The sequence below is a fragment of the Variovorax monticola genome (genome assembly GCF_051216855.1).
Lineage (GTDB): Bacteria > Pseudomonadota > Gammaproteobacteria > Burkholderiales > Burkholderiaceae_C > Variovorax.
The window spans coordinates 327,490-349,184 of the sequence record NZ_JBPJZP010000007.1; the positions used below are offsets into that span (position 1 = coordinate 327,490).

21 protein-coding genes are annotated in these 21,695 nt (G+C 69.9%); 16 read left to right on the plus strand and 5 right to left on the minus strand.

The features are described from left to right. Positions 1 to 88: 88 nt before the first annotated feature. Positions 89 to 1,483: a chloride channel protein gene (locus ACSFA5_RS25610; RefSeq protein WP_435446857.1), complete on the minus strand. Its 1,395-nt coding sequence runs from the start codon at positions 1,481 to 1,483 to the stop codon at positions 89 to 91. A gap of 116 nt (positions 1,484 to 1,599) precedes the next feature. On the opposite strand from ACSFA5_RS25610, the gene ssb reads away from it, so the two are divergent. Continuing rightward, positions 1,600 to 2,193 carry a single-stranded DNA-binding protein gene (ssb, locus tag ACSFA5_RS25615; protein WP_435446858.1) on the plus strand — a complete coding sequence of 198 codons (594 nt, stop codon included), beginning with the start codon at positions 1,600 to 1,602 and terminating at the stop codon, positions 2,191 to 2,193. A 73-nt stretch (positions 2,194 to 2,266) separates the two neighbouring features. Here the strand turns inward: ssb and ACSFA5_RS25620 are convergent, their stop codons facing one another. Beyond that, positions 2,267 to 2,980, minus strand: a complete 714-nt coding sequence (locus tag ACSFA5_RS25620) for a YebC/PmpR family DNA-binding transcriptional regulator (RefSeq protein WP_435446859.1) — start codon at positions 2,978 to 2,980, stop codon at positions 2,267 to 2,269. A 258-nt stretch (positions 2,981 to 3,238) separates the two neighbouring features. On the opposite strand from ACSFA5_RS25620, the gene ACSFA5_RS25625 reads away from it, so the two are divergent. The 8 genes from ACSFA5_RS25625 to ACSFA5_RS25660 are packed head-to-tail and all read left to right on the plus strand — an operon-like array spanning position 3,239 to position 11,320. Further along, entirely contained in the window at positions 3,239 to 3,973 is a 735-nt protein-coding gene (locus tag ACSFA5_RS25625) for a helix-turn-helix domain-containing protein (protein WP_435446860.1), read from the plus strand. After that, the gene (locus ACSFA5_RS25630; RefSeq protein WP_435446861.1) at positions 3,970 to 4,446 is read left to right on the plus strand and encodes a hypothetical protein; all 477 of its coding nucleotides are present in this window, start codon (positions 3,970 to 3,972) and stop codon (positions 4,444 to 4,446) included. Before ACSFA5_RS25625 ends, ACSFA5_RS25630 begins: the two co-directional genes overlap by 4 nt. A 52-nt stretch (positions 4,447 to 4,498) precedes the next feature. After that, on the plus strand, positions 4,499 to 6,070 hold the full coding sequence (locus tag ACSFA5_RS25635) for an ABC transporter substrate-binding protein (RefSeq protein ID WP_435446862.1): 1,572 nt from the start codon (positions 4,499 to 4,501) through the stop codon (positions 6,068 to 6,070). A 7-nt stretch (positions 6,071 to 6,077) separates the two neighbouring features. Next, a complete protein-coding gene (locus ACSFA5_RS25640) occupies positions 6,078 to 7,100 on the plus strand; it encodes an ABC transporter permease (protein ID WP_435446863.1) in 1,023 nt (340 codons plus the stop codon). Then, positions 7,097 to 7,993 carry a nickel transporter permease gene (nikC, locus tag ACSFA5_RS25645; RefSeq protein ID WP_435446864.1) on the plus strand — a complete coding sequence of 299 codons (897 nt, stop codon included), beginning with the start codon at positions 7,097 to 7,099 and terminating at the stop codon, positions 7,991 to 7,993. The genes ACSFA5_RS25640 and nikC overlap by 4 nt, the downstream gene beginning before the upstream one ends. Then, positions 7,986 to 8,834, plus strand: a complete 849-nt coding sequence (locus ACSFA5_RS25650) for an ABC transporter ATP-binding protein (protein ID WP_435446865.1) — start codon at positions 7,986 to 7,988, stop codon at positions 8,832 to 8,834. Before nikC ends, ACSFA5_RS25650 begins: the two co-directional genes overlap by 8 nt. Next, complete coding sequence (locus ACSFA5_RS25655; RefSeq protein ID WP_435446866.1) at positions 8,824 to 9,609, plus strand: ABC transporter ATP-binding protein; 786 nt, start codon at positions 8,824 to 8,826, stop codon at positions 9,607 to 9,609. The genes ACSFA5_RS25650 and ACSFA5_RS25655 overlap by 11 nt, the downstream gene beginning before the upstream one ends. Positions 9,610 to 9,622: 13 nt before the next feature. Next, on the plus strand, positions 9,623 to 11,320 hold the full coding sequence (locus ACSFA5_RS25660) for a M14 family zinc carboxypeptidase (protein ID WP_435446867.1): 1,698 nt from the start codon (positions 9,623 to 9,625) through the stop codon (positions 11,318 to 11,320). A 10-nt stretch (positions 11,321 to 11,330) separates the two neighbouring features. On the opposite strand, the gene ACSFA5_RS25665 is transcribed toward ACSFA5_RS25660, so the two are convergent. Continuing rightward, positions 11,331 to 12,245, minus strand: coding sequence for a LysR family transcriptional regulator (locus ACSFA5_RS25665; protein ID WP_435446868.1), 915 nt, complete (start codon positions 12,243 to 12,245; stop codon positions 11,331 to 11,333). 100 nt (positions 12,246 to 12,345) lie between these two features. Here ACSFA5_RS25665 and ACSFA5_RS25670 point away from each other — a divergent pair, with 100 nt between their 5' ends. The 6 genes from ACSFA5_RS25670 to ACSFA5_RS25695 all read left to right on the plus strand — a co-directional run bounded on the left by ACSFA5_RS25670 (position 12,346) and on the right by ACSFA5_RS25695 (position 19,505). After that, positions 12,346 to 13,755: an aminotransferase family protein gene (locus ACSFA5_RS25670; RefSeq protein WP_435446869.1), complete on the plus strand. Its 1,410-nt coding sequence runs from the start codon at positions 12,346 to 12,348 to the stop codon at positions 13,753 to 13,755. Positions 13,756 to 13,769: 14 nt separating this feature from the next. Beyond that, complete coding sequence (locus ACSFA5_RS25675) at positions 13,770 to 16,115, plus strand: N,N-dimethylformamidase beta subunit family domain-containing protein (RefSeq protein ID WP_435446870.1); 2,346 nt, start codon at positions 13,770 to 13,772, stop codon at positions 16,113 to 16,115. Next, a complete protein-coding gene (locus ACSFA5_RS25680) occupies positions 16,112 to 17,425 on the plus strand; it encodes an MFS transporter (protein WP_435446871.1) in 1,314 nt (437 codons plus the stop codon). The genes ACSFA5_RS25675 and ACSFA5_RS25680 overlap by 4 nt, the downstream gene beginning before the upstream one ends. A 123-nt stretch (positions 17,426 to 17,548) precedes the next feature. After that, on the plus strand, positions 17,549 to 18,295 hold the full coding sequence (locus tag ACSFA5_RS25685; RefSeq protein WP_435446872.1) for an energy-coupling factor ABC transporter ATP-binding protein: 747 nt from the start codon (positions 17,549 to 17,551) through the stop codon (positions 18,293 to 18,295). Next, on the plus strand, positions 18,288 to 18,881 hold the full coding sequence (locus tag ACSFA5_RS25690) for a CbiQ family ECF transporter T component (RefSeq protein WP_435446873.1): 594 nt from the start codon (positions 18,288 to 18,290) through the stop codon (positions 18,879 to 18,881). Before ACSFA5_RS25685 ends, ACSFA5_RS25690 begins: the two co-directional genes overlap by 8 nt. 30 nt (positions 18,882 to 18,911) lie before the next feature. Continuing rightward, on the plus strand, positions 18,912 to 19,505 hold the full coding sequence (locus ACSFA5_RS25695) for a biotin transporter BioY (protein ID WP_435446874.1): 594 nt from the start codon (positions 18,912 to 18,914) through the stop codon (positions 19,503 to 19,505). An 18-nt stretch (positions 19,506 to 19,523) separates the two neighbouring features. Here ACSFA5_RS25695 and ACSFA5_RS25700 read toward each other — a convergent pair whose 3' ends face one another. After that, positions 19,524 to 20,003: a DUF6314 family protein gene (locus tag ACSFA5_RS25700; RefSeq protein ID WP_435446875.1), complete on the minus strand. Its 480-nt coding sequence runs from the start codon at positions 20,001 to 20,003 to the stop codon at positions 19,524 to 19,526. 260 nt (positions 20,004 to 20,263) lie between these two features. Here ACSFA5_RS25700 and ACSFA5_RS25705 point away from each other — a divergent pair, with 260 nt between their 5' ends. Continuing rightward, complete coding sequence (locus ACSFA5_RS25705; protein WP_435446876.1) at positions 20,264 to 20,644, plus strand: helicase SNF2; 381 nt, start codon at positions 20,264 to 20,266, stop codon at positions 20,642 to 20,644. A gap of 132 nt (positions 20,645 to 20,776) precedes the next feature. Here ACSFA5_RS25705 and ACSFA5_RS25710 read toward each other — a convergent pair whose 3' ends face one another. Continuing rightward, positions 20,777 to 21,589, minus strand: a complete 813-nt coding sequence (locus ACSFA5_RS25710; protein WP_435446877.1) for a hypothetical protein — start codon at positions 21,587 to 21,589, stop codon at positions 20,777 to 20,779. Positions 21,590 to 21,695 lie beyond the last annotated feature (106 nt).

Below are 21,695 nucleotides of genomic sequence, written 5' to 3' on the forward strand. Positions count from 1 at the left end.
AGCAAGATGTTCGGCTTGTTCAGTGGCTTTGGAATTCAAAGGGGGCGATCGTCCGAGGGCAACCGGACATGATAGTCCGGCGGGCATCTCATGGCGAGCGGCCGGCTTCTGGCGGGCTGGGCGCGGGGCTTTCCGGCGGAGGCGGGTGCACCGGCTGGGGGCCGCCAACGGTCCGGCCGACCTCCCGGGCGACCATGTGCTCGGCCAGCGTGTCGTACAGCGGGCGGCTGATCATGCGCGACACCAGGCTGGCCAGCATGGCCGCGGCCATCAGGCTCAGCACCATCGAATGGCCGTCGACCATTTCCATCACGATGATGAAGGCGGTGAGCGGCGCCTGCGTCACCGCGGCCAGGAAGCCGGCCATGCCCATGGCGATGAGCGCCGGTCCCAGCTCGCCGGTGGCCAGCCGGGACACCATGTCGCCGATGCCCGCGCCTATCGACAGCGACGGCGCGAAGATGCCGCCCGGCACGCCGCACCAGGCCGTGAGCCAGGTGGCGACGAACTTCAGCACGGTGTAGAGCGGCGTCAGCTCGTCGTGGCCCTGCAGCATCTGCTTGACCGCCTCGGAGCCCGCGCCGAAGGTGACGCCGCCCGTCACCAGCCCGATGACCGCCACCGCCAGCCCGCCGGCAGCCGCGAACCGCACCGGAAAGCGCGCCCGCCAGCGGTTGAATCGCTCCGGCGCCCCGGTCAGCGAGGCGATCAGCAGCCGCGCGAACAGCCCGCCGGCCGCGCCGCTCAGCAGGGTGACCAGCAGGCCCGGCCCGAGCGCGTCCCAGCCCAGCCGCTGCACGCGGATCACGCCGAAGTAGCTGGCGTTGCCGAAGGCCGACACGGCCACCAGGCCCGCCAGCACGATGGCCGTGATGATCAGCCCGCTGGAACGGGCCTCGAGCCGGCCCGACAGCTCCTCGATGGCGAACACCACGCCCGCCAGCGGCGCGTTGAACGCCGCCGCGATGCCCGCGGCCCCGCCGGCCACCAGCAGCGCCCGGCCGTCGATGGCGGTGTGGGGCGACAGCCATCGCCGCGCGTGCTGCATGACCCCGGCCGCCACCTGCACCGACGGGCCTTCGCGCCCGATCGACAGGCCGGCCGCGAAGCCGGCCACGCCCAGTCCGATCTTGGCGACCGTCAGCCGCAGCGACGCGAACATGAATCGCCGCTCCTCGGGCAGGTCCGGGTGCAGCGCCGCCTTGATCTGCGGAATGCCGGAACCGCCCGCGCCGGGAAAGAACCGCAGCGTGGCCCAGACGATGCTGGCGGTGATGAGCGGCGTGGTCAGCAGCACGGCCCAGGGCCAGGCGCGGTAGAAGCGGTGGAACTGGCCGAAGACCCAGTCGCTGGCGAAGGTGAAGCCCACCACGAAGAGCCCGGCCGCAATGGCGTAGCCGAGCACGATGGCCCGGTCGAGCCAGACGCGGCCACCGCGCAACTCGGCGCGCAGATGCTCGAAAAAGTCGGGTTCTCGGTTCATCGGTGCGGTCCATTCTGGCATTCGGGCGCGATGGCGCGGGCTCCGGCTGGATGCCTTGGGGCACAATCTCCGGTTCTTTTTCCTCCTCCTTCATCTACTTATCAGGGGCAGTGCATATGGCATCGGTCAACAAGGTCATCGTCGTCGGCAACCTGGGGCGCGACCCCGAAATGCGGACTTTCCCCAGCGGCGACCAGGTCGCCAACGTCACGGTGGCCACCACCGATCGCTGGAAAGACAAGCAAAGCGGCGAAATGCGCGAAGCCACCGAGTGGCACCGCATCGTCTTCAACGGCCGCCTGGCCGAAATTGCCGGCCAGTACCTGCGCAAGGGCTCGCAGGTGTACGTCGAAGGCAGCCTGCGCACGCGCAAGTGGACCGACAAGGACGGCGCTGAAAAATACACCACCGAAATCCGCGCCGACCAGATGCAGATGCTCGGCAGCCGTCAAGGCATGGGCGGCCCGGCGGGCGGTCCCGAAGACGACGGCGGCTACTCGCAAGGTGGCGGCGGTGGTGGTGGCGGCTATTCGCAAGGCGGCAATGGCGGCGGTGCGAGTGGCGGCGGCAACAGTGGTGGCGGTGGCGGTGGCGGATATGCCCCGCGTGCGCCCGCAGCCGCACCGCGCGCTCCGGCGCCGGCACCGCGCCAGGCCCCGGCCAAGTCGTCGTCGGGCTTCGACGACATGGATGACGACATTCCGTTCTGAGCACCGGCTGCCCGGTTCCGAACGCAAGGCCGGCCTCGAAAGAGGCAGGCCTTTTTTCATTGCGCCCGGCGTCTCAGCCCGCCAGCCCCACGTACACGTTCTGCACGTCGTCGTTCGCGTCGATGGCCGCCAGGAAGGTCTCTACCTCTTCCAGGTCTTCCGCGCTCAGGCTGGCCGGATCGACCGGGTTCTTGGGCTTGTAGCCCAGCTTGGCCGACAGCACGGTGAAGCCCTGGGCCGGCAGCGCGCGGCTCACCAGGTCGAGGTCGGTGGGGTCCGTGAGAAACACCGCCGGGTGGTCTTCGCCGGCCGGCTCGAAGTCTTGCGCGCCGGCTTCGATGGCGGCCACTTCGGGGTCGGCGTCCGGCCGGGCGGGTTCGGCCTCGATCATGCCGACGTGGTCGAAGTCCCACGACACCGAGCCCGAGGTGCCCAGCTGGCCCTTGCGGAACAGCACGCGCATTTCAGGCGCGGTGCGGTTCACGTTGTCGGTCAGGCACTCGACCATCAGCGGCACGCGGTGCGGCGCGAAGCCCTCGTAGATCACGTGCTCGAAATGCACCGCCTCGCCGGTCAGGCCCGCGCCCTTCTTGATGGCGCGGTCCAGCGTTTCCTTGGGCATCGACACCTTGCGGGCCTGCTCCACCACCAGCCGAAGGCGAGAGTTGGAGGCCGGATCGGCGCCGTTGCGCGCGGCGATCATGATTTCCTTGGCGAGCTTGCCGAACAGCCGGCCCTTGGCATTGGCCGCCAGATCCTTGTGTTTCGCTTTCCATTGGGCGCCCATGGCTCTGTTTCCTTGAATGTGTGTTGTGCGGCCTGGTCTGGCACTTGTCCGGCTCGCGTGAGCGCTTGGCAGAAGGGCTGGATGACCGGATCGGGGCGACTACTGTAGCTGGAGCGCGCCAGGGTGGGAACCGCGGCGCCTGGTCGGCTCGTGCGGCGGGTGCGGCCAGCGCCGCACATGCACGGTGCGCCGTGCACTAAAAAGAACCACTGAAAAAGTAAAACATTTTTACTGAGACTGCTACACTTTTTCATCACCATGAAAAAAACGCAGTCTCCCAAAGAGCCGCCGACGACGCACGCCGCATCTGCGGGCCGCGAAACCGGGGTGCTCGCCGACATCGGGGAAGCCCTGCGGGCGCGGCGCCGGTTGCTGCACCTGAGCCTGGCGGAAGTGGCCAAGCGCAGCGAGCTCAGCATCGGCTACATCTCGCTGCTGGAGCGCAACCTGGCATCGCCGTCGCTCACTGCCCTGATGCGCATCGGCCAGGTGCTGGGCCTGGAGCTGGACTACTTCTTCCAGGCGGGCAATGCCGCCGGCCATCACTTTCCGCAGAGCGCTCGCTCGCCGTTCCAGCTGCAGTCGCGCGGCATGACCTTCGACCGGATCAGCGGGCAGTTCCCCGGCAGCGTGGTCAACGGCCTGGTGGTGACGATTCCCGCCAGGCACAAGTCCACGCCCATCACGCACCCGGGCGAAGAGCTGGTCTACATCCTCGGCGGCAGCCTGCGCTACACGCTCGGCGGGCGCACGGTGCAACTGGACGAAGGCGACTCGGTGCACCTGCCGTCCACCACGCCGCATTGCTGGGAAAACCCATTCGCCCAGCCCGCCAAGGCGCTGTGGGTCGGCACCGCGCCGCTGTTCAAGGCCGACGGGGACGACCCCCATGCCTCGCACGACCTGCAGAGCCATGGCTCCCCGACGCGGGTGACCAGCCCGTCCATCAAAGCCAAGGCCAAGGCCGCCCCTTCCAGGAAGAAAGTCGCGTGAGCATCAACACCCGTCGTACACCCGAATACGAAGTCACCTTCGCCGCCGTGAGCGACCTGCTCCAGCAGCGCGTGGGCCACAAGCTGCTCACCGTCAGCCGCGTGCTGCCCGACGAAGCCAGCGTCGAGCGCATCTACACCACCCGGCCCGACGCCTACCCGGTGCACGGCAGGAAGCCGCGCGACCGCACCGAGTGGACCGCACTGATGGAGCGCGGCGAGTGCTTCGTGGCCAGCCGCCCCGACGACTTCGGCCCGCACTTCTCCGACCTGCCCGCCATCGTGCGGCACGGGCTCGGCGCGGTCATCAACATCCCGGTGCTCGACGGCGCGCGCATGCTGGGCACGCTCAACCTGCTGGACGCCGAGGGCGCCTACACCGGCCCCGTGCTCGACGCCTGCCTCGATGCCCGCGGCCTGGCCGCCAGGGGCTTCGCGCTGTACGAGCAATGGGTTGCGCAGCGCGCCGCCTGAGCTTGCAGCGTTCTCATTCCTTGCCCCTTTTCATCCTCACCAGGAGCGAACCTTGAACCCTCGAATTTGCGCGGCAGTTGCAGGCATCTTTCTCTCTTTGTCCGCGTGGGCCGCCACGCCCAGGGACACGCTGGTGGTGGTCAAGAACATCGACGACATCGTCAGCCTCGATCCGGCCGAGGCCTTCGAGTTCTCCAGCGGCGAGGTGGTGACCAACATCTACGAGCGGCTGGTGCAGTACGACGCCAAGGACCCGACGCAGCTCAAGCCGGGCCTGGCGGCGAGCTGGAAGCCGGCGGCCGACGGCAAGAGCATCGAGTTCACGCTGCGCAAGGGCGCCGCCTTCGAAAGCGGAAACCCGGTGCGCCCGGAGGACGTGGTGTTCTCCTTCAGGCGCGTGCTGAAACTGAACAAGGCGCCGGCCTTCATCCTGAGCCAGCTGGGCTGGACCGCCGACAACGTCGAGCAGATGGTGCGCAAGGGCGCTGCCGACACGCTGGTGTTGGGCTGGAGCGGCGAGTTCGGCCCGGCCTACGTGCTGAGCGTGCTGGCCGCGCGGCCGGGTGCCATCGTCGACGAGAAGCTCGTGATGGCCAACGAGAAGGCGGGCGACCTGGGCAACCAGTGGCTCAACCGCAATTCCGCCGGCAGCGGCCCGTACAAGCTGAAGCTGTACAAGCCCAAGGAAGTGCTTCTGCTCGAGGCGAACAGGAAGGCCGCGAGCCCGCCCAAGACGCCCAACGTGCTCATCAAGAGCGTGGCCGAGTCCGCCACGCAGCGCCTGTTGATCGAGTCCGGCGACGCCGACATCGCGCGCGATCTCGCCGCCGACCAGCTCGACGCGCTGAAGGCGCGCACCGACGTGCGCATCGAAGACTTCCCCGCGGCCGCCGTGCACTTCATTGCGCTCAACCTCAAGAACGAGAAGCTGCGCAACCCCGCGCTGTGGGAAGCGATGCGCTACCTGGTGGACTACGACGGCATTTCGACGCAACTGCTCAAGGGCCAGATGCGCACGCACCAGGCCTTCCTGCCGGTGGGCTTCGCCGGTGCGCTCACCACAAACCCCTACAAGGCCGACCCCGAACGCGCCAAGGCGATCCTCGCCAAGGCCGGCATCAACGGCCTGGAGATCGACATGGACCTGATCAACACGCAGCGCTTCATGGACATGGCGCAGTCGATGCAGGCCACCATGGCCAAGGCGGGCATCAAGCTCAACCTGCTGCCCGGCACCGGCGCCCAGGTGCTGACGCGCTACCGCGCCCGCAAGCACGAGGCCATCCTGCTGTACTGGGGCCCCGACTTCTTCGACCCGCATTCCAACGCGAAGTCCTTCGCGTACAACGTGGACAACAGCGACACCGCCTACCAGAGCACCACCACGTGGCGCAATTCCTGGCTCGTTCCCGAGCTGTCGGCCAGGACCATGGCGGCGCTGAAAGAGGTCGACCCGACCCGGCGCGCCGCGGCCTACCAGGCGCTGCAGAGCGAGGTGCAGGCGAAGTCGCCGTTCATCATCACCTTCCAGGAACAGAACCGGGTCGCGCTGCGCAGCAACGTCAAGGGCTACGTGCAGGGCACCGTGGCCGACCTGATCAAGTACGACGGCGTCAGCAAGTAGCACGGCCATGCGCAAGCTCGTCGCTCCGGCCGCCTTGCTGCGGTCTGGCCTGTCCTTCGCCCTGATGCTGCTGGTGCTGCTGCTGGTCACCTTCCTGATCGGCAAGGCGGCGCCCATCGACCCGGTGCTGCAGGTCGTCGGCGACCGCGCGTCGCCCGAGGCCTACCAGGAGGCCAGGCACCGCATGGGGCTCGACCAGCCGATCGCCACGCAGTTCGTGCGCTACGTGACGGACGCGGTGCAGGGCGACCTGGGGCGCTCGACGACGACGGGGCGCGAGGTGATGGAAGACTTGCGCCAGTACTTTCCGGCTACGCTGGAACTGGCCACGCTGGGCATCGTGCTGGGCGTGGCGTTCGGCGTGCCGCTGGGCATGCTCGCGGCGCACCAGCACAACCGCTGGATCGACCAGGTGCTGCGCCTGGTCGGGCTGCTGGGGTACTCGGTGCCGGTGTTCTGGCTCGGGCTGATGGCGCTGCTGATCTTCTATGCCCGGCTGGGCTGGGTCGGCGGCCCGGGGCGGCTGGACGACGTGTACCAGTACACGGTCGACGCCTGGAGCAACCTGGTGCTGGTGGACACGCTGCGCGCGGGCAATGCGCAGGCCTTTCGCAACGGGCTGTCGCACCTGGTGCTGCCGGCCGCGCTGCTGGGGTACTTCTCGCTGGCCTACATCTCGCGCATGACGCGCGCCTTCTTCCTTGAAGAACTGGGCAAGGAATACGTGCTCACGGCGCGCGTCAAGGGCGCCTCCGAGCTGCAGGTGCTGGTGCGCCATGTGCTGCCCAACGTGGCCGCGCCGCTGGTCACGGTGATCGCGCTGTCGTATGCGGTGCTGCTCGAAGGCGCGGTGCTGACCGAGACGGTGTTCTCCTGGCCCGGCATCGGCCTGTACGTGACCAACGCGCTGTTCAGCGCCGACGTGGCGGCCGTGCTCGGCGGCACGCTGCTGGTGGGCCTGTGCTTCGTGGTGCTCAACACCGCGTCCGACGTGTTCGGCTACCTGATGGACCCGAGGGCCCGGTCATGATGCTTCGACAGGATTGGTGGCTCAGCGAGACGCCCGCGTCGGCCTTCCAGGCGCGCTGCGGGCGCTGGTACCGCATGGGCCTGCGCGCGGTGCGCAGCCCGGCCATGGTGTTCGGCCTGGTGATCCTGGCGGCGATGGTGCTGTCGGCCGTGTTCGCGCCCTGGCTCGCGCCCTTCGACCCCAATGCGCAGGACGTGCGGCAGCGCCTGCTGCCGCCGGGCGCCACGCACTGGCTCGGCACCGACCAGCTCGGGCGCGACCTGCTCAGCCGGGTCGTCTACGGCACGCGGCCCACGCTGCTCATCGTGTCGCTCGTGGCCTTGCTGTCGGCGCCGCTGGGGCTGCTGCTGGGCATGTGCGCGGGCTACTTCGGCGGCTGGATCGACACGGTGCTGATGCGCGTCACCGACGTCTTCATGGCCTTTCCGCGGCTGGTGCTGGCGCTGGCGCTCGTGGCCGTGCTGGGGCCGGGCATCGTGAACGCGGTGATCGCCATCGCCATCACCGCCTGGCCGGCCTACGCGCGCATTGCGCGCACCGAGACCCGCACCGTGCGCGGCAGCGACTTCATCCAGGCCGCCAGGGTGCAGGGGCTGCGCACATCGCGCATTCTGTTCGGCCACCTGCTGCCGATCTGCCTGCCCTCGACCGTGGTGCGTGTCACGCTGGACATGGCGGGCATCATCCTGACGGCCGCCGGCCTGGGCTTCCTGGGGCTGGGTGCGCAGCCGCCGATGTCGGAGTGGGGCGCCATGATCTCCACCGGCCGGCAGTACATCTTCGACCAGTGGTGGGTGGCGGCCGTGCCCGGCGTGGCCATCCTGCTGGGCTGCCTGGCCTTCAACCTCGTGGGCGACGGCCTGCGCGACGTGCTGGACCCGAAAAATGGCTGAGCTTCTCATCGAAGATCTCACGGTGACCTACCCGACGGCGAGCGGGCCGCTCGACGTGGTGAAGTCGCTGTCGCTGCGCATGGGCGCCGAGCGCATCGGCATCGTGGGCGAGTCGGGTTCGGGCAAGTCGATGACGGCGCGCGCCATCCTGGGCCTGGTGCGTTCGCCCGGCCGGGCCACGGCGCGCCGCATGACGTACGACGGTGTCGACCTGGCGCGGCAGACGCCTTCGGGTTGGCGCGCCATTCGCGGGCGCCGCATCGCCATGGTGCTGCAGGACCCGAAGTTCTCGCTGAACCCGGTGCTGCGCGTGGGCAGGCAGATTGCCGAGGCCGGGCTGCTGCACGGCGTGTTCAAGCCGGCCCAGGCGCGCGCCCGCGTGCTCGAGATGCTGCAGACCGTGGGCGTGGACCACCCCGAGCGGGTGTGCGACGCCTATCCGCACCAGCTCTCGGGCGGCATCGGCCAGCGCGTGATGATCGCCGCGATGATGATCGCCGAGCCCGGCCTGCTCATCGCCGACGAGCCCACCTCCGCGCTCGACGTGATGGTGCGCGGCCAGGTGCTGGAAATGATGGACCGCGAGATCCGCAAGCGCGGCATGGGCCTGCTCATGATCAGCCACGACCTGAAGATGGTGGCGAACTTCTGCGACCGCGTGCTGGTGATGTACCGCGGGCAGGTGGTGGAGTCGTGCGACGCGAAGGACCTGTTCCAGTCGCAGCACCCGTACACGCGCGGCCTGCTCAACTGCATGCCCACGGGCCGCAACCCCGGGCAGCCGCTGCCCACCATCGACCGGCAACTCATCCAGGAAACGGTGGCCCGCCATGCCCAGTGAAGCCGCCATCCGCTGCCAGGGGCTGGACGTGTTCTACGGCCATGGCGCCGAGCGCCACCAGGCGGTGAAGCAGGCCTCGTTCGAGGTGTTCAAGGGCGAATCTTTCGGCGTGGTCGGCGGCTCCGGCAGCGGCAAGTCGACCATCCTGCGCGTGCTCGCGGGGCTCGACGGCGACTGGCAAGGCAATGTCGACGTGCTGGGCCACCGGCGCGCGGCCGGCGTGGCGCCGCAGCGCGCCTACAGGCTGAAGGTGCAGATGATCTTCCAGGACCCGTTCGGTTCCCTGCATCCGCGCCACACCATCGACCGCTGCCTGACGGAAGCCATGCGCTTCCACGGCTTCGACCGCATCGAGCAGCGCGTGGTGTCCGCGCTCGAGCGGGTCGGCCTGGGCAAGAGCTTCCGCTTCAGGTTTCCGCATCAGTTGAGCGGCGGGCAGCGCCAGCGCGTGGCCATTGCGCGCGCCCTCGTGCTGGAGCCCGACGTGCTGCTGCTCGACGAGCCGACCTCGGCGCTGGACGCCTCCATCCAGGCCGAGGTGCTCAACCTGCTGATGGAAGTGCGCCGCGACCTGGGCACCACCTTCCTCTTCGTGAGCCACGACCTGGGCGTGATCGCCCACATGTGCGACCGCGTCGCGGTGATGCGCCAGGGCGTGATCGTGGAGACGCTGGCCGCGGCGCAGATCACCGCGGGCCAGGTGGCGCACCCGTACACCCGCGAGCTGCTGGCGAACTGCTACGCCGCGCAGCCGACGGACCTTGTCGTTGCCTGAACGGAGCTTTGCCATGACCGCTGCATCCTCGTACCGCACGCCCTTCGAAAGCGGCAACGGCAACCAGACCTCCACCTGGGCCGAGTGCATCGCCTTCTACGAAGGCCTGGCCGAACGCTTCCCCGGCGTGCTGCGGTGGCGCCAGATCGGCGTGTCCGACACCGGCGTGCCCATGCATGCCGGCGTGGTCACCGCGGACGGCATGTTCGAGCGCGAGGCGCTCCAGCAGCAGGGCCGGCCCGTGTTCTTCAACAACAACGGCATCCACCCCGGCGAGCCCGAGGGCATCGACACCTGCATGGCGCTGGTGCGCGACTTCTGCACGCAGGCCGAGCGGCTGGCGGCGCTGGGCGACACGGTCTTTTTGTTCATCCCGGTCTACAACGTGGACGGCTGCGTGAACCGCCAGAGCACCTCGCGGGTGAACCAGCTCGGCCCCGAGTCCTTCGGCTTTCGCGGCAACGGCCTGCACCTGGACCTGAACCGCGACTTCATCAAGTGCGACAGCCTGGCCGCGCAGGTGTTCAACCGCTTCTTCACCGCATGGGACCCCGACGTGATGGTCGACACCCACACGTCGAACGGCGCCGACTACGCCTGCACCATGACGCTGATCCCGACCCAGCCCGACAAGCTGGGCGGCGCGCTGGGCGGCTTCCTGCGCGAGCACATGCTGCCCGCCATCTACGGCGACATGGCGCAGCGCGGCTGGCCCACCTGCCCGTACGTGAACCTGCTGGGCGAGACGCCGGACGACGGCATCGAGGACTTTCTCGACCTGCCGCGCTTTTCCACCGGCTACGCCGCGCTGCACCACACCATCGGCTTCATGCCCGAGACCCACATGCTCAAGCCCTACGCCGACCGCGTGGCCGCCATGCGCACGCTGGTGGACGTGGTGCTGGCGTTCACCGTGGCGCATGCGGCGCGCATCCAGGCGCTGCGCCGCGACGCCCGTGCCGCCGCCGCGCAGCAGGCGCGCTGGCCGCTGACATGGCGCAACGACCACGCCCGCCCGGCCAGCCTGCGCTTCAAGGGCTACCAGGCGGTTCGCACGCCCAGCCAGCTCGGCAGCTACCAGCGCCTGGCCTACGACCGCAACCAGCCGTGGGAGAAGGACATCGTGCATTTCGACCGCTGCGTGGAAGACGTGGCGGTCGCCGCACCCAAGGCCTACCTGGTGCCGCAGGCCTGGCGCGAAGTGATCGAGCGGCTGGCGTGGAACGGCGTCGCGCTGCGGCGCCTCGATGCCGACCGGCTGTTCGACGCGGCCCGGGTCTATCGCGTGCAGAGCGTGACCTCCCGCGCGAACGCCTATGAAGGCCGCATGTTCCACGACCAGGTGGTGCTCGCCGCGCACACCGAGGCCTTCCAGGCGCGCGCGGGCGACGTGTGGGTGTCGCTGGACCAGCCCCAAGCGCGCTACGTGGTGGAGACGCTGGAGCCCGAAGCCCACGACAGTTTCTTTCGCTGGGGCTTCTTCAACAGCGTGCTGGATAAGAAAGAGGCCTTCTCTGACTACGTCTTCGAAGACACCGCGATGCAGATGCTGCAAGACGAGCCCGCGTTGAAACGCGCGTTCGAACAGTGGAAGGTGGACCACCCCGAGAAGCTGTCCGACCCGCAGGCGGTGCTGGGCTTTCTGTTCGCGCACGGGCAGCGCCACGCGGAGGCCGCGTGGCGGCGCTACCCGGTGGTCGCGCTGACGTAGGTCGGGTCGATCACGCGGGCCGGAACCCCGGCAGCGCGTGCATGCGCAAGCGCAGCGCCTCGATGAACGCCGTGACGCGCGCCGGCCGGTACAGCCCCGGCGGCAGCGCAACGTACACGCCGATCGGCTCCAGCCACCAGTTCGGCAGCACGCGCTTCAGGCGGCCGGCCTGCATGTCGTCGTGGCACATCCAGGGCGCCGCCGCGCCGATGCCCGCGCCGTTGAGCACCGCGCGGTAGCTTGCGAGCAGGCTGTCGGTGCGCATGGGCGTGTCCAGCGCCACCATGCGGGAGCGCCCGCCGCGGTCGATCAGGCGCACGTTGCCCGTCACATACGGCACCAGGCCCACGCAGGGCAGCTGCGGCAGCCGCGCCAGCGTGACGGGGCCGATGCGCCTGAGCAGCGCGGGCGTGGCGATCAGCACGCGTTCCATGCGGCCCAGCGGCCGGCTCACCAGCCCGGGGTCGCGCACCTCGCCCACGCACACCCAGCATTCGGCGCCGGAGGCCGCGAGGTCGACCACGCGATCGGTCAGCGTGAGCTCCACGCGCACTTGCGGATGCGCGGCGCGCAGGTCGGTCACCGCGTCGGTCAGAAAGCCGGTGCCGTACCCCGACGGGCCGATCACGCGCAGCGTGCCCTCGGGCCGGCTCTGCCCGCCCTGGAGCCGCTGCGACAGGCCCGACCAGCGGTCGGTCAGGTCGTGCGCCTCGGCCAGCAGCGAGCGGCCCTCGTCGGTGAGCGAGAAGTTGGCCGTGTTGCGAATGGCCAGCTTGCAGCCCAGCAGGCGCTCCAGCTCCAGCAGGCGGCGGCTCACCGTGGGCTGCGTGGTGCCGAGCAGGCGCGCCGCCCTGCTGAGCGATCCGCTCTCGCCGATCTTGATGAAGGTGTCGAGCAGGTCGAGCCGGTCGTGGGTGTTCTTCATGCGCCAGACGTATAGCACTTCATCGCTCCATACGTCTACCCATGTGGGCGGGCCGTGCCTATCGTCGGGCCGTTCAAGACATGCGAATGGAATTTCACCGATGAGCGCCACGATCGAAGACGCCGCCCGCACCGTGGGCGACACGCCGCAGGGCGGCTCCGTGCTCGGCTTCTACGCCGCCAAGGGCACGCCCCGGCCGCCGCGCATCGCGCGCGGCGAAGGCATCTACCTGTGGGACGCGGGCGGGCGCCGCTTCCTCGACGCGACGGCCGGCGCGGTGGTCGCCAACATCGGCCACGGCAACCCGCGCGTGCTGGCGGCCATGCAGGCGCAGGCGGCGCAGGTGACGTTCGCCTACCCGCGCTTCTTCGAGAGCGAGCACAGCATCGAGCTGGCGGACCGCGTGTGCAAGCTGGCCGGCGAGGGCTTCGACCGCGCCTTCTTCGTCTCCGGCGGCTCGGAGGCCAACGAGTCGGCCCTCAAGCTGGCGCGGCAGTACGCGGTGGTCACGGGCCAGCCGCGCCGCGCCAAGGTCATCTCGCGCAACCCGAGCTACCACGGCTCCACGCTGGGCGCGCTGGCCGTCACGGGCGACGCGCACACGCAATCCCTCTACGGCCCGATGGTGCGCGAGATGCCGAAGGTGGCCGCACCGCTGTCGTACCGCGTGCCCGACGGCCACACGGTCGAGTCGCATGCCATGGCCTGCGCCGACGAACTCGAGGCCGCCATCGTGCGCGAAGGGCCCGACACCGTGCTGGCCTTCATCCTGGAGCCCATCGGCGGGTTGTCGACCGGCGCGGTGGTGTCGGGCGCGGGCTACTTCCAGCGCGTACGGCAAATCTGCGACCGCCACGGCGTGCTGCTGATCTACGACGAGATCATGAGCGGCGCGGGCCGCACCGGCGCCTTCCTGGCCGCGCACCACTGGGCCGGCGCGCGGCCCGACCTCGTCACGCTGGCCAAGGGACTGGCCGCGGGCTACACCCCGCTGGGCGCCATGCTCGCACCCAACCGCATCGTCGACGCCGTCGCCGCCAGCGGCGGCTTCGTGCACGGCCACACCTACTTCACCAACCCGCTGTCGTGCGCGGTGGCCAATGCGGTGGTGGGCGAGGTGATCGCGCAGGACCTGGTGACCCGCGCGCGCGACATGGGCGAACTGCTGATGGCCCGCCTGCGCGAGGTCGCCGGGCGCTCGCCCATCGTGGGCGACGTGCGCGGCAAGGGGCTGTTCACCGCCATCGAGATCGTGGCCGACAAGGCCACAAAGCGGCAGCTGCCGGCCAGCTTCAACGCGCCGGCGCGGCTCACCGGGCACGGTCTGAAGCACGGCATCGCGCTGTACAACCGGCGCGCCAACCTGGGCGCCTTCGGCGACTTCCAGATGATCACGCCGCCGCTGACCATCACGCCCGCGGAGATCGACGAGCTGGCCGATCTGCTGGAGCGCTCGCTGCGCGACCTGGCGAACGAAGTCGCGGCCCAGGGCATGGCCACCTCCGCGTGATGGAGGCCACCCCGATGCCGCAGACGCTCCCACCTCACCGCAGCCTGCACGTGCCCGGCGTGCACGGCTACACCGACCGCAAGAGCGTGGCCGCCGGCGAGACGGTGCGCTTTCACCTCAGCAGCGACGTGCCGTACACGCTGTCGGTGTGCCAGCTCGGCCCCGACGTCGAGGGCCGCTCGGCCGACACGGTGCTGCACGCCTTCGCGCCTTCGCCCGCGCGCGCGCATCCGATCCATCCCGGTTCGTACGTGCAGGTGGCGCGCGGGCTCGACCAGCCGCTGCGCGCGCTCACGCTGGAGTGCTGGGTGCAGGTGTGGAGCACGGGCACGCGCCAGAGCGTCATCGGCCAGTTCGACCTGCCGGGCGCCTGCGGCTACGGGCTGTTCGTCGATGAAGACGGGCGCGCGGCGTTCCATCTCGGCGACGGCGGTGCGTTCCGCGCGCAAGGCCGGCTCGCGGGCGGCGTGTTGCACCCCCGGCGCTGGCACCACCTGGCGGCCACCTGGGACGGCAGCGAGACGGTGCTGTGGGTCGACGGCGAAGCGGTCGCGCGCGGGTCCTTCGCCGGCCCCGTGCAGCCGGGGCGCGCCCCCTTGCGGTTGGGCAGCAGCGGCGTCGACGGCCTGGCGGATGCGTTCCTTGAGGGCGACATCGTCATGCCCGCCATCTATTCGCACGCCTTGCGGCCCGACGAGGTGCGCGCGCGTTTCGCCGACCGCGGCCTGCACACGCCGCGCGGGCGCACGGTGCTGGCGTGCTGGCCGCTGCGCGAGGAGCGCGGCGATACGGTGGCCGACGCCAGCGGGTACCAGCGCACCGGCCGCATCGTCAACCACGGCACCTGGATGATCGTCGGCCCGGCCTTCGAGCCGCGGCGCGTGCACGAGTTTTCGGACGACGGCTACGACCCGCTGGCCGACCCCACGCGCGGCCACGGCCTGCGGCTGGCCAGCGACGACCTGTACGACTGCCGCTGGCCCGAGAGCCATGCCTTTCGCATTCCGGCGAGCGCGAAGTCCGGCGTGTACGTGGGCCGCGTGCGGTTTTTGCTCGACGGCCGCAGCGCCGACTACGACATCACCTTCATCGTGCGCCGCGCCGCCCACCAGGCCGCGGCGCCGGTGCTGGTGCTGTGCGCCACCAACAGCTGGCTGGCCTATGCGAGCACGCCCTTCGCGAAGAACGTGGCGAGCGACCCGGTCTGGCCTCGGCGGTCGGCCGGCCTGGAAAACAGCCACCCCGGCGCGCCCGCGTACAGCAGCTACACGTACCACCGCGGCGGCCAGCCGAGCTACCAGGTCGGCCTGCGCATGCCGTGGCCCAACGCCAGCCCCAACGCGCTGTACGACCCGGCCGACGCGGGCTTCGGCCAATGGACCCGGCTGGAACGCCGCCTGCACGTGTGGCTCGACCAGGCCGGCTACGACTACGACGTGGTGAGCGACCTCGACCTGCACCGCGACCCGGGCCTGCTGAAGGCCTACAGGACCGTGATCGTCAACGGCCACAGCGAGTACTGGTCGCTGCCGGCGTGCGACGGGCTGGACGACTACCTGTGCGGCGGCGGCACGGCCATCGTGCTGTCGGGCAACACCATGTACCTGCGTGTGAGCTACGACGAAGAGGGCACGGTGATGGAGCAGCGCAAGGTGCTCGGGCCGCAAGACCAAGACGGCAAAGACACCGAAGACGCCGAACAGGCTGCCAAGGTCCGCCCGCCCGCGGGCCCCTTCGGCGAGCAGTACCACGCGCAGGACTGGGCGCGCGGCGGCCAGTTTCGCCAGGCCGGGCGTTCGTGCGCCGAGCTCATCGGGCTGGAGTCGGCGGGCTGGGCCTTTGCGGACGGCAGCGACTTCGGCGTGTACCACGCGACGCAGCCCGGTCACTTCCTGTTCACGCAGCCGCATGCGCTGGGGCTGACCGACGGCGCCACCTTCGGCCATGCGCCGGGCGGCGGGCTGCCACGCGCCATCGGCCACGAGTGGGACCTGAGCGTGGCCACGCTGCGCCGCATGACGCATGTGCTGCCGGCCGGCGAGCAATTGCCCGAGGCGCAGCGCGGCATCGAGGTCATCGCGCAGGGGCGTCGGCTGCAACCGGGCCGCCTCGATGCGTACCTGGACTATTTCTCCAACGTGACCGAGTCGCTCGACGGGCTCTCGGCCGAGATGATCTATTGGGAGCGCCCGCGCGGCGGCCGCGTGTTCAACGCCGGTGCCGTCGGCGCGAGCTGGGTGCTCGGTGTCGATCCCTGTTTCGAAGGGGTGCTGCGCAACGTGCTGCATCACTTCGGCGTCCGGCCCGCCGCGGGCACGGACCTTCCGGTTCAACCATCCCTGGAGCACGCAGCACCATGAGCACCCTCGCACCACGCACCGCCGCCCTGTCCGAATCCGCGGACCCCGCCGACCCCGCCACACCCGCCGCCCGGCAAAGCACGCTCAAGGTCATCACCGCCATCTCCATCGGCAATGCGCTGGAATGGTTCGAGATCGTGATCTACGGCTTCCTGGCCGTGACCATCTCCAAGCTGTTCTTTCCGGCGGAGAACGAGAGCGTGTCGCTGCTCATCACGCTGGGCACCTTCGGCGTGACCTTCGTGATGCGCCCGGTCGGCTCGCTGGTGCTCGGCGCCTACGCCGACGCGCGGGGACGCAAGAACGCGCTGACGCTGTCGATGGCGCTCATGCTGTGCGGCACGCTGCTGATCGCGGTGTCACCGACCTTCGCGCAGATCGGGCTGTGGGCGCCGGGGCTCGTGATCGCGGCGCGGCTGCTGCAGGGCTTTGCCGCGGGCGGCGAGTTCGGCAGCGCCACCGCGCTGCTGGCCGAGCAGGACCCGCGCCGGCGCGGCTTCTTCGCCAGCTGGCAGTTCGCGAGCCAGGGCATCACCACCTTCCTGGCGGCGGGCTTCGGCATGGCGCTCAGCACGCTGCTCACGCCCGAGCAGCTGCTGTCGTGGGGCTGGCGCATTCCGTTTTTCTTCGGCCTGCTGATCGGGCCGGCCGGCCTCTACATCCGCCGCCACCTGGACGAGGGCCAGGAGTTCAAGCGCGCGGCGCAGGAAGCCACGCCGGTGCGCACCACGCTGGTCGACCAGCGCGGGCGCACGCTGACGGCCATGGGACTCATCATCCTGGCCACCATCGTGGCGTACACGGGGCTGTTCATGCCCACCTTCGCGGTGCGCCAGCTGGGCCTGCCCGCGACCATGGCCTTCGCGGGCACCTTCTGGTTCGGCGTGCTGCAGTTCGCGCTGGTGCCGCTGTTCGGCAGCCTGTCGGACCGGGTGGGGCGCGTGGCGATCATGCGCGGCGCGGCCCTGGTCATGGGGGTGATGATCGTGCCGCTGTTCTACCTGCTGGTGAACCATCCGTCGGTGCCGGCGCTGATGCTGGCGCTCACCGCCATGGGCGTGGTGGCCTCGGCGTACTGGGGGCCGATCTCGGCGGCGATGTCCGAGCTGTTTCCGGCGGCCACCCGCGGCACCGGGCTGTCGGTGAGCTACAGCTTCGGCGTGGCGATCTTCGGCGGCTTCGCGCCGTTCATCAGCGCCTGGCTCATCACGGCCACGGGCAGCAAGATCGCGCCGTCGTTCTACGTGGCCTTCGGCGTGCTGGTGAGCCTGGTGGCGCTGAGGGCGGCGCGGCGCTACGGCGTCAAGTGACCGCGCGGCGCGGTAGCCGCTTTCTGCTTGAACGAACCTGCAGGTGTGCGGCGCACCCCGGCCGCACAGGCGGCTGCCGGCCATGCCGGCCCGCCGCGGTGCTTCGGGTACAGTGGGCGCCCCTTGCCGCAGCCCACCCCGCCCGAACCCCGCGCCACGCACAGCATCCGCCTCGAGGCGGTCACGCTGGTGCGCGGCAGCCAGCACGTTTTCGAGGGGCTGACGCTCGGCCTCGACGAGGCGCGCATCGGCCTCGTCGGCGACAACGGCGCGGGCAAGAGCAGCCTGTTTCGCCTGATCGCCGGGCTCGATCAGCCGCAGCAGGGGCGCGTGGTCGTTCACGGCTGCGACACGCAGACCGACCGCAGGCAGCTGTCGACGCACGTCGGCCTGATGTTCCAGAACCCCGACGACCAGATCATCTTTCCCACCGTGGCCGAAGAGCTGGCCTTCAGCCTCACCGCGCGCGGTGAAACGCGGCAGGCCGCGCGGCAGCAGGCACGCGACTTTCTTGCGCAGCGCGGGTTGCAGGACTGGGCCGGTCGCGCGATCGGCGAGCTGAGCCAGGGGCAGCGCCAGCAGGTGTGCCTGCTGGCCTTGCAGATCGGCCAGCCCGCCACGCTGCTGCTCGACGAGCCCTTCGCCAGCCTCGACCTGCTGAGCCAGGCGCGGCTCTCGGCGCAACTCGAGGCCACGGACCAGCAGATCGTGTTGTCCACGCACCTGCTCGCGCACGTGCACGACTTCGAGCGCGTGCTGTGGCTCGAACAAGGCAAGGTGCGCGCCGACGGCCCGGGCCGGGACGTGTGCGAGGCCTATGCCGAGAACGTGCGCGAGCGCGCCGCAGGGGAGCGGGCCCGCCGTGCGTAGCCTCTATTCGGACCAGCCGACGTGGATGCACGCCATCGCGGCGTGGGTCAAGCTGGCGGTGCTGTCGGCGTGCGGCACGCTGCTGGTGCTGGTCGAGCGGCCCGTGGTGCTGGCCGTGGCCTGTGCGGCGGTGCTGGCCCTCTTCGCGTCGCTCGGGCGGCCGGCATGGCGCCGCGTGCGCATGCTGCTGGGCGTGGCCGTCGCCGGGGCGATGATCGTCGGCTTCCACTGGGCCATGGGCACCACGCCGCTCGGCGTGGCCAGCGCGCTGCGCCTGGCCAGCGCGGCCACGCTGGCGCTGATGCTGACGCTCACCACCCGCTTCGAAGACCTGCTGGCGGTGCTGGAGGCCGTGCTGCATCCGCTGCAGCGGCTGGGCGTGCCGACCGAGCGCATCGCGCTGGGCCTTGGCCTGATGCTGCGCTTCGCCGAAAATTTCTACGTGCAGTGGCAGCGCCTGGACGACGCCTACCGCGCGCGCACCGGCCACGGCGGCGGCCTGCGGCTGCTGGCGCCGTTGACCATCCGCACGCTGCAGACGGCCGAACGCGTGGCCGACGCGCTGGCCGCGCGGCTCGGGCGCTGACTTTTCTTCCTCTTATCGATTGCGACCGCCATGACCACCACCACCGGCTCCCTCACTTCGTCCCGTTCGCTCTCGTACATCGCGCTGTTCGCCGCGCTGATGGCGGTGTTCGGCCTGATTCCGAAGATCGACCTGCCGTTCGGCGTGCCGATCACGCTGCAGTCGCTGGGCGTGATGCTGGCGGGCTGCCTGCTGGGCCAGCGCCGCGGTTTCCTGGCCATGGCGCTGTTCCTGCTGGCGGTTGCGCTCGGCCTGCCGCTGCTGCCGGGCGGGCGCGGCGGGTTGTCCGTTTTCGTGGGGCCGACGTCGGGCTTCCTGTTCGGCTGGATGTTCGGTGCGTTCACCTGCGGCCTGCTGATGCGCCTGGCCGTGCGCCGCATGGCGGGCGCAACGGGCCTGCCGTTGCTGGCGGCGGCTTTCCTGTCGTCGGTGGTCGGCGGGATTCTGGTGGTCTACGCCGTCGGCATCGCCGGGCTCTCGTGGGTCGCCCACATGTCGCTGCCGCAGGCCGCGCTGGCCATGCTGGTCTTCATTCCGGGCGACCTGGTCAAGTGCGGCATCTGCGCCATGCTCGTGCAGACTGTCATGCGCGGCATGCCGGGCTGGCGGCTCGATCGCGACTGATCGTCCAGGCGACCCGGGTTACCCGTCCCGCCGCCTGAAGACGGTGGCCGACAGATAGTCCTTGCGCGGGCCGCGCACCGTGTGGCGGATGCCGAAGGTGCCGTCCGCCAGGAAGCGGTAGCTGCTGTCGTAGGTGTCGCTCGTGCACAGGTGCACGGCCGACCCGGCGAGCGCATTGCCGTCGCGCACCACCGCGATGGGATGGAACAGGCGCGGCGGGGTCTCGGCAAAGTGAACCAGGAAGCCGTCCGGGGTGCGCTCGAACAGGTATTCGCGGTGCCCGTCGAACTCCTTGCCGTCGGCCAGGCGGATGCGGCCCTCTTCGCGGTACTTCAGCAGGCCCGCCTCGAAGGGGCTGAAAACCGCAATGCCCGTCATCGATGCCTGGCCTTCGATGGTTCGTTCCAGATGCCATGCGCCCGCGAGACCGTCGAAGACGGTGCCGGGGGTGCCCCACGGGGAGATGGAAGGCAGGGTGGAGAGGTCCGGGGCGCGCATCCGGCCACTCTACGGCAAGGCCGGAATCCACCTTTGAATCGGGTGATTGTTTCCAGAGTGTGAACACCGTGGTTCTGTTCAATAAGGGTTTTTACTTAGATGCGGGAGCACAATTCATTCACAGACCGGCCCCCAAGCTGATCTGGATGAACAGGGCCCCGAGCGAGGTGGCCGCCCCCCCGCAGGGACGGTGACCCACCCAAGACCGGTTCGACATCATCCAAGTGCAAGCAAGAACAAACGAATTGAAGGAAATCAAAATGACCGCCTCGAAGCTCCTCTCCGCCGTCGCCCTCGCCCTGCTGGCCGTTGCCGGTGGCGCACACGCTGAAACCTACAACGGCGTGCACCCTCTGACCTCGGGCGCCAGCCGCGCCGACGTGGCCAGCCAGGCCGTGGTTGCCGCGCACAGCGCCAACCCCTACGCCACCGGTGCCAACGCCGGCCCGGCACCGGTGACCGTGTCGGTAGCCAACCGCGCCGTCGTCCGCGCCGAAGCCGTTGCCGCAGCCCACACCGCCGACCCGTATGCCGAAGGCGCTTCCGCTGGTGTCGCGCCGATCGTGGCCAGCTCGGTGGACCGCGGTGCAGTGCGTGCCGCAGCCCGCGCTGCCGCCCACGGCGACGCACTGCCGCTGTAATCGTCGGTGTGGTGCCCGCTGAAAGCGGGCCCCGATCCGGACACGAAGACCGGGCCTCGCGAAAGCAGGGCCCGGTCTTTTTTTGCGTGTGCCGTGCCGCTTCCGGCCTTGCCTCGGGCGCGCAGCGCCAAGTCAGCGCGCCGGCAGCAGCCGCAGCGCCGCGACGACGAAGGGCGCGCCGCCCTCCACGGCGGTGTCGTGCAGTTCGACCGACCATTGCACAGCATCGGCCGCATCGGCGGCAGGTGCCGGGCGCGCGCACAGTTCGCAGGCATAGAGCAGCCGACCCTCGCGCGCATCCTCCCGATGCGCGACGGCTTCGTCGCAACATTCGTCCACCAGCGCCCCGCCGCCTTCGACCGTGCCGGGGAGGGAGCGCCGCACCAGGCGCATCACGATGCGCTGCGGTGCCACCGTGCGCTCGCCGTCCTGGGCGGCGGCCACCGTTGCACGCAGGCGCACGGCAAGCGGCTCGCCGACGCGAAAGCCTTCGCCACGCTCCAGCGACATGTTCGCAAGCGCCACGCGAATCCGCCGGCGCTCGCGCAGCCGGCCCACGACCAGCCGCACGCTCGTCACCGAAAAAATGCCGAACACCGGTGGGCCGACCGCCATCCAGAGCCAATGCCAGCCACCGCGCAGCGCCCAGGTGGTTGCCTGGAAGCCGAACGTCGCGAAGAACAGCAGCACCGCCAGCGCGATCAGCCAGGCGATCCAGTCGGCGATCGGTTTCTGCGCGCGTTCGGTGGCCTGTGGCGCAGCGGAAGTCCACTCGGTGGGCAAGTGCGCTTCCAGCGGCGGCAGGCCGACGGAAGGCGTCAGGTCGGTGGAAGGATGGCGCTGCGGCATGAAGAGCCGCCGAGCATAGCCAGTCGCGCGGCGTCGATGTCCTTTGACCCGGCCTCCGCCAAAGGGCGCATTGCCTTGCCGGGGCGCATCCTTCATGATCGCGACGCGCAGGCGAGGGGCTCAAGCCTTCATGCTTTTGCATTACTGCGCCACCGTGGGGCGGTGGGCGAAAATACGAAGGCGTTTCCGCCCGCAAACAAGA

What these genes read in the sequence shown, in the direction of transcription:
- ACSFA5_RS25610 (WP_435446857.1), bottom strand. Translation starts at nt 1,483, where the DNA reads ATGAACCGAGAACCCGACTTTTTCGAGCATCTGCGCGCCGAGTTGCGC.
- ssb (WP_435446858.1), top strand. Translation starts at nt 1,600, where the DNA reads ATGGCATCGGTCAACAAGGTCATCGTCGTCGGCAACCTGGGGCGCGAC.
- ACSFA5_RS25620 (WP_435446859.1), bottom strand. Translation starts at nt 2,980, where the DNA reads ATGGGCGCCCAATGGAAAGCGAAACACAAGGATCTGGCGGCCAATGCC.
- ACSFA5_RS25625 (WP_435446860.1), top strand. Translation starts at nt 3,239, where the DNA reads ATGAAAAAAACGCAGTCTCCCAAAGAGCCGCCGACGACGCACGCCGCA.
- ACSFA5_RS25640 (WP_435446863.1), top strand. Translation starts at nt 6,078, where the DNA reads ATGCGCAAGCTCGTCGCTCCGGCCGCCTTGCTGCGGTCTGGCCTGTCC.
- nikC (WP_435446864.1), top strand. Translation starts at nt 7,097, where the DNA reads ATGATGCTTCGACAGGATTGGTGGCTCAGCGAGACGCCCGCGTCGGCC.
- ACSFA5_RS25650 (WP_435446865.1), top strand. Translation starts at nt 7,986, where the DNA reads ATGGCTGAGCTTCTCATCGAAGATCTCACGGTGACCTACCCGACGGCG.
- ACSFA5_RS25655 (WP_435446866.1), top strand. Translation starts at nt 8,824, where the DNA reads ATGCCCAGTGAAGCCGCCATCCGCTGCCAGGGGCTGGACGTGTTCTAC.
- ACSFA5_RS25660 (WP_435446867.1), top strand. Translation starts at nt 9,623, where the DNA reads ATGACCGCTGCATCCTCGTACCGCACGCCCTTCGAAAGCGGCAACGGC.
- ACSFA5_RS25665 (WP_435446868.1), bottom strand. Translation starts at nt 12,245, where the DNA reads ATGAAGAACACCCACGACCGGCTCGACCTGCTCGACACCTTCATCAAG.
- ACSFA5_RS25670 (WP_435446869.1), top strand. Translation starts at nt 12,346, where the DNA reads ATGAGCGCCACGATCGAAGACGCCGCCCGCACCGTGGGCGACACGCCG.
- ACSFA5_RS25675 (WP_435446870.1), top strand. Translation starts at nt 13,770, where the DNA reads ATGCCGCAGACGCTCCCACCTCACCGCAGCCTGCACGTGCCCGGCGTG.
- ACSFA5_RS25680 (WP_435446871.1), top strand. Translation starts at nt 16,112, where the DNA reads ATGAGCACCCTCGCACCACGCACCGCCGCCCTGTCCGAATCCGCGGAC.
- ACSFA5_RS25695 (WP_435446874.1), top strand. Translation starts at nt 18,912, where the DNA reads ATGACCACCACCACCGGCTCCCTCACTTCGTCCCGTTCGCTCTCGTAC.
- ACSFA5_RS25700 (WP_435446875.1), bottom strand. Translation starts at nt 20,003, where the DNA reads ATGCGCGCCCCGGACCTCTCCACCCTGCCTTCCATCTCCCCGTGGGGC.
- ACSFA5_RS25705 (WP_435446876.1), top strand. Translation starts at nt 20,264, where the DNA reads ATGACCGCCTCGAAGCTCCTCTCCGCCGTCGCCCTCGCCCTGCTGGCC.
- ACSFA5_RS25710 (WP_435446877.1), bottom strand. Translation starts at nt 21,589, where the DNA reads ATGAAGGATGCGCCCCGGCAAGGCAATGCGCCCTTTGGCGGAGGCCGG.